Source organism: Proteus vulgaris, from assembly GCF_016647575.1.
GTDB classification, from domain to species: domain Bacteria; phylum Pseudomonadota; class Gammaproteobacteria; order Enterobacterales; family Enterobacteriaceae; genus Proteus; species Proteus mirabilis_B.
Window position 1 is genome coordinate 2,963,358 of the sequence record NZ_CP032663.1, and the last position, 13,392, is coordinate 2,976,749.

10 protein-coding genes are annotated in these 13,392 nt (G+C 38.8%); all 10 read right to left on the reverse strand.

Annotated features, from left to right (window positions below; all coding sequences use genetic code 11):
- Position 1 precedes the first annotated feature (1 nt).
- The 10 genes from mraY to leuO all read right to left on the reverse strand — a co-directional run bounded on the left by mraY (position 2) and on the right by leuO (position 12,651).
- Complete coding sequence (gene mraY, locus D7029_RS13780) at positions 2 to 1,084, reverse strand: phospho-N-acetylmuramoyl-pentapeptide-transferase (protein ID WP_023581493.1); 1,083 nt, start codon at positions 1,082 to 1,084, stop codon at positions 2 to 4.
- Positions 1,078 to 2,460, reverse strand: a complete 1,383-nt coding sequence (gene murF / locus D7029_RS13785) for a UDP-N-acetylmuramoyl-tripeptide--D-alanyl-D-alanine ligase (protein WP_194950949.1) — start codon at positions 2,458 to 2,460, stop codon at positions 1,078 to 1,080. Before murF ends, mraY begins: the two co-directional genes overlap by 7 nt.
- Positions 2,457 to 3,944 carry a UDP-N-acetylmuramoyl-L-alanyl-D-glutamate--2,6-diaminopimelate ligase gene (gene murE, locus D7029_RS13790; RefSeq protein ID WP_194950950.1) on the reverse strand — a complete coding sequence of 496 codons (1,488 nt, stop codon included), beginning with the start codon at positions 3,942 to 3,944 and terminating at the stop codon, positions 2,457 to 2,459. Before murE ends, murF begins: the two co-directional genes overlap by 4 nt.
- Positions 3,931 to 5,727, reverse strand: coding sequence for a peptidoglycan glycosyltransferase FtsI (gene ftsI, locus D7029_RS13795; RefSeq protein WP_194950951.1), 1,797 nt, complete (start codon positions 5,725 to 5,727; stop codon positions 3,931 to 3,933). The genes murE and ftsI overlap by 14 nt, the downstream gene beginning before the upstream one ends.
- Positions 5,728 to 5,738: 11 nt before the next feature.
- Positions 5,739 to 6,056 (reverse strand): cell division protein FtsL, encoded by a 318-nt coding sequence (gene ftsL / locus D7029_RS13800; RefSeq protein ID WP_023581490.1) that lies wholly within the window; start codon positions 6,054 to 6,056, stop codon positions 5,739 to 5,741.
- A complete protein-coding gene (rsmH, locus tag D7029_RS13805) occupies positions 6,057 to 7,004 on the reverse strand; it encodes a 16S rRNA (cytosine(1402)-N(4))-methyltransferase RsmH (RefSeq protein ID WP_098942181.1) in 948 nt (315 codons plus the stop codon). It abuts the gene before it with no gap.
- 3 nt (positions 7,005 to 7,007) lie between these two features.
- On the reverse strand, positions 7,008 to 7,466 hold the full coding sequence (mraZ, locus tag D7029_RS13810) for a division/cell wall cluster transcriptional repressor MraZ (RefSeq protein ID WP_088494916.1): 459 nt from the start codon (positions 7,464 to 7,466) through the stop codon (positions 7,008 to 7,010).
- Positions 7,467 to 8,150: 684 nt separating this feature from the next.
- The gene (gene cra / locus D7029_RS13815) at positions 8,151 to 9,158 is read right to left on the reverse strand and encodes a catabolite repressor/activator (RefSeq protein ID WP_075670767.1); all 1,008 of its coding nucleotides are present in this window, start codon (positions 9,156 to 9,158) and stop codon (positions 8,151 to 8,153) included.
- Positions 9,159 to 9,381: 223 nt separating this feature from the next.
- Positions 9,382 to 11,187, reverse strand: coding sequence for an AMP-dependent synthetase/ligase (locus D7029_RS13820; protein ID WP_194950952.1), 1,806 nt, complete (start codon positions 11,185 to 11,187; stop codon positions 9,382 to 9,384).
- Positions 11,188 to 11,706: 519 nt separating this feature from the next.
- Positions 11,707 to 12,651: a transcriptional regulator LeuO gene (gene leuO / locus D7029_RS13825; protein WP_194950953.1), complete on the reverse strand. Its 945-nt coding sequence runs from the start codon at positions 12,649 to 12,651 to the stop codon at positions 11,707 to 11,709.
- Positions 12,652 to 13,392: the final 741 nt, after the last annotated feature.

Here is a 13,392-nt window from a genome sequence, read left to right on the forward strand (position 1 = left end):
TTTAACGTACCTTTAATGTCGCCAGACCAATAAGCACTAACATCAGTGAGATGATCCAGAAGCGGACAATAACACGAGGTTCAGGCCAGCCTTTTAATTCATAATGGTGATGAATTGGAGCCATACGGAAGATACGTTGACCACGCAACTTAAATGAGCCGACTTGTAAAATAACGGAGAGTGTTTCAACAACAAATACACCGCCCATAATGACTAATAAGAATTCTTGGCGTAATAACACCGCAATCGTTCCTAATGCGCCACCTAATGCAAGAGAGCCTACATCACCCATAAATACTTGAGCTGGGTAAGTATTAAACCAAAGGAAACCTAAGCCTGCACCAACGATAGCGGTACAGACAATCACCAATTCACCTGCATGCATCAAGTAAGGAATTTTTAAGTAGCTTGCAAAATTAACGTTACCAGTCGCCCATGCAACTAATGCAAAACCGGCAGCAACAAAAACAGTTGGCATAATGGCTAAGCCATCCAAACCATCCGTTAAGTTAACGGCGTTACTTGTTCCCACAATGACGAAATAAGCCAGTAAAATATAAAGCATGCCTAATTGAGGCATGACATCTTTAAAGAATGGAACGACTAGCTGTGTTGCTGGCGTATCTTTACCAATGGCATACATGCTAAATGCCACAACCAGTGCTAATACGGATTGCCAGAAATATTTCCAACGTGCGATTAAGCCTTTGGTATCTTTACGAACAACTTTGCGATAATCATCAACAAATCCAATCACGCCGTAACCAATTAAAACCAGCAATACACACCAAACGTAAGGGTTATCTAATCTTGCCCATAACAGTGTAGAGATGGAGATAGAAAACAGGATCATAATCCCGCCCATTGTTGGTGTACCACGTTTACTAAAGTGCGACTCAGGTCCTTCACTACGAACCACTTGTCCAATCTGCATTTTTTGTAACCATGCGATGAGATGAGGCCCCATCCACAAAGCAATAATTAATGCCGTCAATAAACCAACAATCGCCCTGAATGTCAGATAAGAAAACACATTAAAAAATGTATGGTATTTAACCAAATATTCGGCTAGCCAAACTAACATTCAAAGCACTCCTTTAATGCGTTCACGATATCTTCCATCGCGGAGCTTCGTGAACCTTTTACTAAAACTGAAACAACATCATGCTGCTGTAATAATGGAATTAATTGAGCAAGTAAGTCGGCTTTAAATGCAAAATGCTGACCACCTTGATTTTCATCACTAATAAAATGGCTGTGATGCCCAACAGTAAAGACACTATCAATACCAGCACTGTGAGCAAAACGACCAACATCGCGGTGACATTTTTCTGAATCTTTACCTAATTCAGCCATATCCCCAGCGACAAAAATTTTATATCCCGGTAATTGAGAGAGCACTTGTAAGCCCGCAATCATCGAGCCATCATTCGCATTGTAAGTGTCATCTAACACCATTTTTCCTGAAGTTAACTCAACAGGATACAGTCTTCCCGGTACCGCTTTTAATGTCGATAAGCCAAGGCGAATATCTTCAAGCGTCGCTCCAGCAGATAGCGCAAGTGCACTTGCCGCTAAAGCATTCGCAATATTATGGCGACCCGGTAATGGAAGAGTAACTTCAACACAACCTTCAGGTGTGTGTAAGGTGAAATTTGTGATGAATTGCTTAACGGCAATATCAGTAGGATAAAAATCTGCGTTGCGTTGTGCGGATAAAGAGAACGACCATTGTGTTTGGCGCGCATTTAAATGATGTTGCCACAGAGGTAAGTCATTACTATCAAGATTAATAATGGCTGTACCTTGCTCTTTTAAGTGTGTAAAGATTTCGCCTTTAGCTTGAGCAATACCTTCCAGTGAGCCGAAACCTTCAATGTGTGCAGAAAAGAGGTTGTTTACCAATGCAGCATCTGGTTTTACCATATTTACGGTATAGGCGATTTCACCGATATGGTTTGCACCTAATTCGATAACTGCAAAACGGTGTTCAGGTGTTAAACGAAACAGCGTTAAAGGTACGCCAATATCGTTATTTAAATTGCCATGTGTATACAGTGTTTCGCCACAGTGACGCAAAATAGAAGCGGTCATCTCTTTAACGGAAGTTTTTCCGGAAGAGCCCGTCAGTGCCACAATTTTGGCGTGACTTAATGAACGAATATGTGCCGCAATTTCACCCATTGCGAGATGAGTATCTTTCACAATAATTTGCGGACAATCAACATCAATCTCACGATTAACTAGAACTGCAACAGCGCCCTTTTCTTTTACATCAGCAATAAAATCATGAGCATCAAAACGCTCACCCGCTAATGCAATAAACAGACAATCTTCATCAATTTTACGGCTATCTGTTGAAATCGATTTGATGATGAATTGATCCGCTGAGCCTTTAGCAATATGGCTCAATGTGCCTTTAGTAACTTGTGCAATATTTTCTAAAGATAGAGGGATCATGCTATCACCCCCAATAACCGAGCAACGGTTAATCTATCTGAATAATCAAGGCGACGTGAACCAACTAACTGATAATCTTCATGCCCTTTACCAGCGACTAAAATCATATCATTGGCATCTGCTTGCATAATCACGTTAGTGACTGCTTCTGCTCGACCTTCAATAGCAATCGCACGACCCGGCTCCATTAAACCTGAAAGAATATCTTGGATAATCGCTTGAGGCTCTTCACTACGAGGGTTGTCATCAGTGATAACAACTTTATCAGCCAGCTCTTCTGCGACCGCTCCCATTAGTGGGCGCTTACCTTTATCTCTATCTCCGCCACAACCAAATACACACCACAGTTTACCTGTGCAGTGTAAACGAGCTGCTTGAAGCGCTTTCTCTAAAGCATCAGGGGTATGAGCATAATCGACGATAACCGTAGGACGATTATCTGCGCTAAATACTTCCATGCGACCACAAACAGGTGTGAGTGCCGATGAAGCATTAATAACGGCATTTAACGGGTATCCTAATGCCAATAATGTCGCTAAAGCACACAAAAGGTTACTGACATTAAAAGCACCCATAAGTGGGCTTTCAATTTCACCATCACCCCAGCTAGAACTAAAGTGAATCGTTGCGCCTGCGTCGTGATAATTAATACGAGTTGTTTTAACAAAGCGACCTTGCCAATTTTGTGGCAATTTATTTTCCATTGTTACTGCAACAGCGTCAGGTAAACGAGATAGCCATTTTAGACCAACGGCATCATCCGCATTGATGATTTTCTCACCACTTTGATGCGTGGAAAACAGTAACCATTTTGCTTCTTCGTAATTTGCCATATCACCATGATAATCAAGGTGATCACGGCTTAAATTCGTAAATACACTCGCCACAAAAGGCAATGCACTGACACGACCTTGAACTAAACCATGAGAAGAAACTTCCATAGCCGCCAATGTCGCACCTTGATTTAATAATTGCTGTAATTCTAATTGAATATCAACCGCAGATCCTGTGGTGTTCATCGCAGGAACAACATGACCTAAAAGCCCGTTACCTACTGTTCCCATCACAGCACTGGTTTCACCTAAACCTTGTGCCCACTGTGCTAACAATTGTGTTGTTGTCGTTTTTCCGTTAGTCCCAGTAACACCAATTAGTTTCAGTTTTTCCGCAGGTTGATGATAAAAATACCCAGCTAATTTTGACAATTCCGCATTAAGATTATCAATGTAAATAACTGGAATACCGTGACTTTCACGGATTTCGCCATGCGTTGCAACATCTTGCGCTTCCGCTAATACCGCAGAAACACCTTGAGCAATTGCTTGAGGAATATAGCGTCTACCATCAGTTTCATGACCTTTAATGGCGATAAAAAGATCACCGCTCGCCGCTTTTCGGCTGTCGAGTGTCATGTCTTTGAGCATCAATGACGGTGCTTGTATCCCGAGTGCCCCTAATAGGTCACTTAAGTTAGGATCGGCCACTTGTATCCTCTTCTTTTTTAATTACAAATTCACTTTTATCGTCTGGCGTCAATGCATCAGGTTCTACGTTCATTGTGCGTAAAACTGCGCCCATGATTGTGCCAAACACCGGTGCGGATACTGCGCCCCCATAGTACTTACCTGCTTTAGGTTCATTGATTATCACAACTAACGCAAAGCGAGGACGACTTGCAGGTGCAACACCCGCCGCATAAGAGATATATTGATTGATATATTTTCCGTCAGGTCCTACTTTTTTCGCTGTCCCTGTTTTAATCGCAACACGATAACCCTTGATTGCAGCACTCACACCACCACCACCGGGTAATGCAACGCTTTCCATCATGTGTACGACCGTTTTCATCACAGGCTCTGGGAAGACTCGTGTTCCCGGTACAGGAGGGTCAACTTTCGTAATAGAGAGAGGACGATAAATACCAAAACTACCAATCGTTGCGTAGACACGCGCTAACTGCAACGGCGTTACCATTAGCCCATATCCGAATGAGAAGGTGGCCCTTTCAAGATCGGACCACCTCTGTTTTTTTATTGGAAATATGCCACTACTTTCGCCAACTAGCCCCAAGTTAGTTGGCTTCCCGAATCCAAATCGTGAATAAACATCCACAAGTTCAGATGCAGGCATCGCTAACGCCAGTCTTGAAACACCAACGTTACTCGATTTCTGTAATATTCCTGTTATCGAAAGCTCATGATATAACGCCACATCTTTTATCTGATGCCCACTAATACGATAAGGAACAGTATTAATAACACTATTTTCTTTAATGATATGATTGTGAAGTGCACTCATCACAACCATCGGTTTCACGGTAGAACCCGGTTCAAAAATATCGGTGATAGCACGATTACGCATCGCGTCTTTAGGTGTACCCGTTAAATTATTTGGGTTGTACGATGGGCTATTTGCCATCGCCAGCACTTCACCCGTATTTACATCAACTAAAACCGCGGTTCCTGACTCTGCTTTATTCTTAATAACCGCATTGGTTAATTCGCGATAAACCACAGATTGTAAACGCTCATCGATACTTAACATCAGGTTATGAGCAGCTTGGCTATCTGTTTGAGCGATATTTTCAATAACACGGTTAAAACCATCTTTACGAACAACGCGCTCACCGGGAGCACCGGTGAGCCACTGGTTAAAGCTTTTTTCAACACCTTCAATGCCATCACCATCAATATTTGTTACACCGATGATGTGAGCAGTTACTTCACCTGACGGATAATAGCGTTTTGATTCTTGACGCATATTAATCCCAGTGATTTTTAATTTACTAATGTAATCACTAATTTCAGGATTCACTTGGCGAGCCAAATAGATAAAACGAGCGGAAGGCGTTGCAACAATTTTTTGCTCAATTTGATTCACTGGTATTTTCAGTGCATCAGCAAGCGCTAACCAACGCGAGTCCGTCATATCAGGATTAGCATCTAATACAACTTTAGGATCAGCCCAAATAGCATAAACTGGCACGCTAACGGCAAGAGGTCTGCCCATTCTGTCGCTGATCATGCCTCTTGCTGTCGGTACTTTTTGCACACGTAGAGAACGCATATCCCCTTCACGAATAAGGGGATCGGGATTAATAATCTGTAAATAGGCAACACGGATTAATAGCGCGGCTAAAGCGATACCAATACCACCGCAAAGCAACGCAAAACGCCAACTCACAAATCCTGTTTTTTCTTCAGGCTTGCGTAGTTTGGCATTTGACTTTGTCTTTGCTTTCGCTTTTGCCGAACGTGAAAATTTCATACTTGCCTTAATTATTTAGTAACCACGATGTTCTCTTTTGTTGGGTCAACATGGATCATTCCCAAACTATCACTTGAAAAACGTTCTACTCGGCTATGGTCTGCCAATGCATTTTCTTCAAGAATGAGATTGCGCCATTCGATCTCCAATACGTTTTTTTCCAGCACTAAACGCTCTTTCTCTGCTGTCAATAAACGTGTCTTATGTGCTGTCGTCACGACATACACCGCAGAAATAATCACAGCAATCAATAAACACACAGGTAATTTGCCATGACGCAGTAAATCCTGCCCTATAACTCCCGGTAGTGAGTGTCGTTCAGTAGACATTTATTCCTCAATACGTTGTGCTACACGCAATACAGAGCTTCGTGCCCGTGGATTTTCTTCAACTTCCACGCCTGTCGGTTTCATCTTATGAATACTCGATAAGCGAGCACTTCCTAACTCTTTTATCTGCGCTTCTGTGAGAGGAATACCAGCAGGAACAACAGGCCCTTTGCTCTCATCTCGAATAAAACGCTTCACTAATCGGTCTTCCAACGAATGGAAACTAATTACCGATAAACGCCCTTCTGGTGCTAAAACAGAAACGGCACCTTTTAGTGCTTTTTCAATTTCATCTAACTCGCTATTGATATAGATGCGAATTGCCTGAAAACTACGTGTTGCTGGGTGCTTATGACGCTCTTTAACTGGGCTTGCATCGCTAATTAAATCAGCCAATTGTTTGGTTCGAGTCAAAGGCTCTTCTGTTTTGTTACGAGCAACAATGGCGCGAGCAATACGTTTAGCAAAGCGTTCTTCACCAAATGTTTTCAATACCCATGTAATGTCGTCTTCTTCTGCTGTCATCAGCCATTGTGCAGCTGATTGCCCTGATGTTGGGTCCATACGCATATCAAGAGGCCCATCACGCATAAACGAGAAACCACGTTCAGGATCATCAAGTTGAGGAGAAGAAACACCTAAATCCAGTAATACGCCGTCAATTTTTCCAGCTAAATCGAGCTCATTAACATACTGTTCAATATTTGAAAAAGGCCCATGAACAATAGAAAATCGAGCATCATCAATTTCATTCGCAACTGCGATGGCTTGCGGATCTCTGTCTATCGCTATCAAGCGACCTTGTTCGCCCAATTGCGATAAAATTAGACGAGAGTGACCTCCGCGACCAAATGTTCCGTCGATATAGATACCTGAAGGTTTTATATTCAGGCCATTCACTGCTTCATCCAGTAATACACTGGTATGGCTAAAATTATTCGTTGTCATTATTTAAAGTGATAAATCCAATAGTCGTGTCGATAACGGTTCCTGTGAGGTTTGCTCGGCTACAATGTCTGTTTCGATCTGTTTGTACCAGACCTGCTCATCCCACAACTCAAATTTATTGAATTGACCGACTAACATGACCTCTTTTGTTAGCCCCGCATGCTGTCTTAGCGTGCTAGCTAACAAAAGACGCCCTGCGCTATCCATTTGGCATTCGCTGGCGTGACCTAATAATAAACGTTGAACTCGACGTTCCGCAGGGTTCATGGAGGACAAAGCCGCTAATTTTAACTCAATCTTTTCCCATTCTGGAAGGGTATAAAGCAATAAACATGGCTGATTGAGATCAATGGTACAAACCATTTGACCTTCAGAAATCTCACTCAGCGTTGTTCGATAACGGGAAGGAACTGTTATTCGCCCTTTGCTGTCAAGATTAACGAGTGTTGCTCCACGAAACATCCTCATTACCCTCAGCTTTGTAATTTACACCACATTATCCCACAAATCCCCACAAATAGAGTTTACGGATGGTATGAAAACGTTGTCAAGCCAGATATAGGAAGCTTTATTTATATTTACAGTAATTTGATAGGCACACCGAAATGTTTAAATTATCGACAAAAAGGAAAAGAGAAATATTAACACCATGATTAATAGAGATTATTTTTCCAATTCTATTTTTAATCACGAAAAGTAATTATTTATAGCGATTACAAGGAGGAAAAACAGATAAAGAAATCATAATCAGTAAATCATGATTTTTATTATAAAAAACTAATTTATTGCAGTTCATTTACCTTTAGCCAACATAATAATTCGGGGTTGCTTTTATATAAATAAAAATAGCAAGACGAAAAAAAATAATTCAATATCATGAAGATAGTTATTTATTTTTTTCTTAAGTTTCCCAAAATAAAATTAATTACTTATTAAATTTAAGCAATATCACTTATGGATATGTCAAAATTTAATCTATTAACTTAGTAAAATGAGAGAAATAGTAAAAAAAGGCTTAAGATTAATCTCAATTTTAATATTCTCTAAGCTATTCGACATTCTTAAATCAAATAAAACATCCCCGTTTTAGTTTAATAAAACAGGGATGAGTATAAATGCAGATAATTACCAACAGAGTGACATCAATTAACGTGCACGTCCCAAACTGCCTCGACGGCATAAATCACGACGAATACGTGTAATACCCGCTTGTGGTTTTTGTTCTTCTTCAAGACTTGCAAGAACCAGTTCTAACACACGCTCTGCAATATCACGATGGCGTTGAGCGACAGATAAAACAGGACACTCAAGGAAATCCAATAACTCATGATCACCAAAAGTCGCAATAACCAATTGCGTTGGTAAACGACCACTACGTTGTAATGTCACATCCATAACCCCTTGTAATAAAGCAAAAGAAGTCGTGAATAATGCATCAGGCATTGGATTGTTATTTAACCATTCAGAAAAAGCAGCCGCAGCAGCTTCTCGTTCATAGCTATTTGCATATAGGTAGGTAACCTCTCTAGGATCATCTTTCCATACATTACGGAAACCTTGTTCACGTAAAAAACTCACAGAGAGTTCAGGAAGTGCGCCTAAATAGAGTACAGATTGCGAAGGGAATGCTTTTAGTTCTGTTGCCAACATTTTGGCATCTTCTAAGTCATCGCCAACAACACTGATAAAATGCTCACTTTCTAATGCTCGGTCTAATGCAATAATCGGTAATGAGCGATTTGCCCAACGTTGATAGAAAGGATGCTCTGGTGGCAATGCTGTTGAAACAATAATGGCATCAACTTGGCGTTGCAGTAAGTGCTCAACACAACGAATTTCGTTGTCTGGTTGGTCTTCTGAACAGGCAATCAGTAATTGATAACCGCGTTGACGCGCTTGTCGTTCAAGGTAATTTGCGATCCTGGTATAACTGGTATTTTCCAAATCAGGAATAACCAAACCAATAGAACGCGTACGACCAGCACGTAATCCCGCGGCAACAGCGTTCGGGTGGTAATTATGCTCTCTGACCACCGCCATCACTTTTTCAACAGTCTTGTCACTTACACGGTACTGTTTCGCTTTACCATTAATGACATAACTTGCTGTTGTTCGTGAAACACCAGCCAAGCGGGCGATTTCATCCAGTTTCACATTAGCCTCTTTTAATTATTAAATGTGTTATTTGTTACATATTGCTATGAATTTCAGTCATCATGCTGATCTGAGTTTGCATTTTAACACAATTTACTGATAAAACCGTATGCGTCAACGTTTCCGTTTATGTCTTTTATCAATTATTTCAATCATCGTTATCTATCAATAAGTAATTTCAAAAGAAAAAAGCACCCTTTAGGTGCTTTTTCATCAATTAAAATTAATCTTGATACATTAATTCGATTTCGTTTCGATAACGTTCAGAAATAATTTTACGGCGAAGTTTCAATGTTGGCGTTAATTCACCCGACTCCATTGAAAAGCCTTCAGCAAGAAGAGTAAAGCGCTTAACTTGATGAAAACTTGCAAAGTTTTTTTGCATTTCACGTAAACGTTCATCAAATAGCTCTTTAATTTTGGTATGGCGTAATAATTCCATACGATCTTGATATTTTAAATTTAATGCACGCGCATGTTCTTCTAATGCATCAAAACAAGGCACGATAAGTGCAGAAACAAATTTACGTGTATCAGCAATTACCGCAATATGCTCAATAAAACGGTCTTGCCCTAATGTTCCTTCGATCATTTGTGGTGCAATATATTTACCATTCGACGTTTTCATTAAATCCTTCAAACGTTCCGTGATAAACAACATGCCATCACTATCAAGTGCGCCTGCATCTCCAGTACGTAACCAACCATCTTCTGTAAAGGCAGCTGCCGTATCTTCAGGCTTATTGAAATACCCTTTCATGACAATGCTGCCACGTACTTGGATTTCGTTTTCTGCACCAATACGCACTTCAACACCCGGCAATGGTGTACCAATAGAGCCTAACTTATATTTATTCTCTTCCCAGCATGAAACTGTGGCACAGGTTTCTGTCATACCATAGCCGTATTTGATATTAATACCGGCAGCCAAGAAGAAACGGATCACTGCATCATCTAAACGAGCACCTGCCGCGGGTAAAAAGCGAACACGTCCACCTAAAATTTGACGCAATGGATTTAAGACTTTTTTATCTGCAAAGCGATAACATAAGCGGGAAATAAACCCTTGCTGACGCTGATTCAGTTGTGCTTCACGCTGTTTTTCACCCTGCTTTATCGCCCATTTAAAGATAAATTGACGAAACACAGAAGCTTGAGACACTTTCTCTTGAATAGCGCTATACACTTTTTCATAAAAGCGAGGAACAGCACACATCACCGTCGGTTTAACTGCACTCATTGCCTCTTTAACAGCATGAGTGTCCGTTAAATACACGTTAACCGCGCCAGTGTGCATCACATAGAAGCTCCACGCGCGTTCAAAAACGTGAGAAAGAGGTAAAAAACAGAGCGAAACATCTTTATCAGATAATGAGAGACGCTCATCATGAAGATAAAGCTGCGATGCCAGACTTGTATAATCAAGCATAACGCCTTTAGGTTCACCTGTAGTTCCTGATGTATAAATCAGAGTAAACAGATCATCTAAACTGCATTCATTAATACGTTGTTTTAATACTTCGTCATGCTGAAATTGTGTCTGGTTAATTAAATCTTCCAGATAGCATGAAGGTGTATTTTCGTTTAACACAACATCGGAGTTAAACACAATAATATGTTCAAGCTGAGGACATAACGCTAATAATTCAGAAACAATATCGTATTGCTTTTGGTCGCCAACAAAAAGAATGCGAATATTCGCATCATTTAAAATATAAGCGGCTTGTTCAACACTACTTGTTGCATAAAGAGGAACGGTTACGGCACGTAGTTGCAAAGAAGCAATATCAGCCAAAGACCAGTCAATGGTATTTTGAGAAAAGATCCCTATGTTCTCTTGAACATTCACACCCATTTCTAACAATGCATTTGAGAGCGCGTGTGTTTTCTTTTCAACCAACTCCCATGACATTTCGATATTTCGCTTAGCATCCCACTGACGATAAGCAATTTTATTCCCGCTGTGCAAAAACCGCATCTGCAATCTTCTAATTATATGATAATCATGAAGATTATTATTAGTTATCATAATTTTCCTGCTATTTATGGAAAAGCGACCGTGTTATGAAACCGAAATGGAGAAAATATCTCTCTTACAATTTCAGCTTACACCTGTTCGCTGACTCGAATAAAAGTCTAAGTGATCCGCCAAAATAAAGGAATTCAATTTTACATAAATTTGTAAAATTGTGAGTTATGAAAAGTTTTGTCAGAAAAGGCTATCTCATCACAGTGAGAAAATTAAATATGATGGTCTTATTTTTTATGGAAAGCTAAAAAGAAAAGCTGATAAATAACAATAAGTAATTGTTATAACTTAATCAATGACAATAGAATGAGGGCGATATTATTGCAAAAAATAGGTTTAACATAGTAATAATACGAATAAGAGTCATTATTACAAAGAAAGGGCAAAAATAGTGACAGCAATCCAATTTAGTTTATCTAACTGCATAAACGCCATCTTGGTCATTAGCTGAGTAACTAACGTTATCTGCCACTATTTCTGCATAATTAGTATTAAATACTAATTATGAGCGAAAACACTCTAGTTTTGACAAACTTCACTTAATAAATTTTTCATCCATAAGTGGCCTTTATCACGCGCTGTTGACTCATGCCAAATCAGGTAACATGGACGCTCTGTTTTTTCCCAAGGTAACGGCACGGCTTTAATATCTAATTGTTCAGAATAACTCTCAACTAACCATTTCGGTGCAATGGCAACCAAATAAGTTCTAGAAACAATATTTAATACACTATTTAAATCGGTTCCTTGATAAGTGATTAAATCTTCCAATTGAGTATTTTTATAATACGGCGCACTAAATGAACCAATATCATCTAAAGAAACAATGGAATGTTGCTCATTTAATAACATCTCTTGGGTTACATTCTCTTTAATACGAGGATGTTTATTAGAAACGACCAAAACAACTTCATCATTAAATAGTGGTTGCGAATGAAATTCAGCCTTTTCAAATTCTTTATAACTAATAAAGAACTCAGCTTCTTGGTATTTTAGTTGGTGCTCTATATTGCTATTTAAATAAGATTTAATATTAACGCTAATATTGGGTGTTTCATTTTTAATTTGTTCAACTATTTTTGGTGCTAATTTTATATCTAGAGGGCTACAAATAGATAAATTAAATATGCGCTCACTTTGTTCTGGTTCAAATCCTGCTCCTGGAAGCTCGTTATGAACCAATTGTAAGGCTTGTCTCACCGGACCAAAAAGTTGTTTAGCTCTTAACGTAGGTTGAATACCTCGTCCATAACGAACAAATAATTCATCATTAAACATAACCTTAAGGCGAGATACAGCGTTACTTACTGCGGGTTGTGACATGCCCAATACTTGTGCAGCACGGGTAACATTTTGCATTTGCATAACAGCATCAAATACCGTTAATAAATTAAGATCAACATTACGTAAATGAATATCTGTTGATTCTCTGCTGGTAACTGTTGCTGATGTGTAATCCGTCATTTCTTACTCCACTATGTTATCATAATAGCCAAATAAACATTATTAACTGAGATATTATTAATAATAGATAGGCTTCAACTATTACTTAAACTATTTATTAAAATTTATTATTCATCATCCATGAATATAACTAAACACATAAGTTTCATATCAATAAAAAAACGTATTTCATATAAGTGATGAAATTTGACATTAAAATTACATGTATAGAAAATGATTATATCAATATATATTACAACCTGTTTTACCTTCTGCCTTGCAAATAATAAAACAAAGTATGATAAAAATCATAATAAAATAATGTACTTTCATTCCTAAAATAGGTATCCGGTATCTATCATCATTTATAATACAATGATTTTTATTCTTACATTCAAAACGTTGCTCACATTTATTAATCATCCCTTCCCTAACGCCCTCTTTTTTCTTTATCAACTGGCTGATTAAAAAAAAAGCAAACAATTGTTTGATTTTTCATTTCACTCTTTTTCAAACAACGTATGGAACATTAACCCAATCAATGAATGCTTAATAGTTATAATCATTAGTAAAAATTTAGATATTAGTCAGAATCACTATAAAAATTTTATAAATAACACTGATAAATGAATTAATAAATTCCAACGCTTGACATCTTTATTGGTATTAGGTATCAATAAATACAGATTATTGAGAACTTACCTAAGGATGTTTCATGTTAAACGCAATTTTACTATCAAGCCTACTACTACTCGCAACTTT

What these genes read in the sequence shown, in the direction of transcription:
- ftsL (WP_023581490.1), bottom strand. Translation starts at nt 6,056, where the DNA reads ATGTCTACTGAACGACACTCACTACCGGGAGTTATAGGGCAGGATTTA.
- leuO (WP_194950953.1), bottom strand. Translation starts at nt 12,651, where the DNA reads ATGACGGATTACACATCAGCAACAGTTACCAGCAGAGAATCAACAGAT.
- ftsI (WP_194950951.1), bottom strand. Translation starts at nt 5,727, where the DNA reads ATGAAATTTTCACGTTCGGCAAAAGCGAAAGCAAAGACAAAGTCAAAT.
- D7029_RS13820 (WP_194950952.1), bottom strand. Translation starts at nt 11,187, where the DNA reads ATGATAACTAATAATAATCTTCATGATTATCATATAATTAGAAGATTG.
- murF (WP_194950949.1), bottom strand. Translation starts at nt 2,460, where the DNA reads ATGATCCCTCTATCTTTAGAAAATATTGCACAAGTTACTAAAGGCACA.
- rsmH (WP_098942181.1), bottom strand. Translation starts at nt 7,004, where the DNA reads ATGACAACGAATAATTTTAGCCATACCAGTGTATTACTGGATGAAGCA.
- mraY (WP_023581493.1), bottom strand. Translation starts at nt 1,084, where the DNA reads ATGTTAGTTTGGCTAGCCGAATATTTGGTTAAATACCATACATTTTTT.
- mraZ (WP_088494916.1), bottom strand. Translation starts at nt 7,466, where the DNA reads ATGTTTCGTGGAGCAACACTCGTTAATCTTGACAGCAAAGGGCGAATA.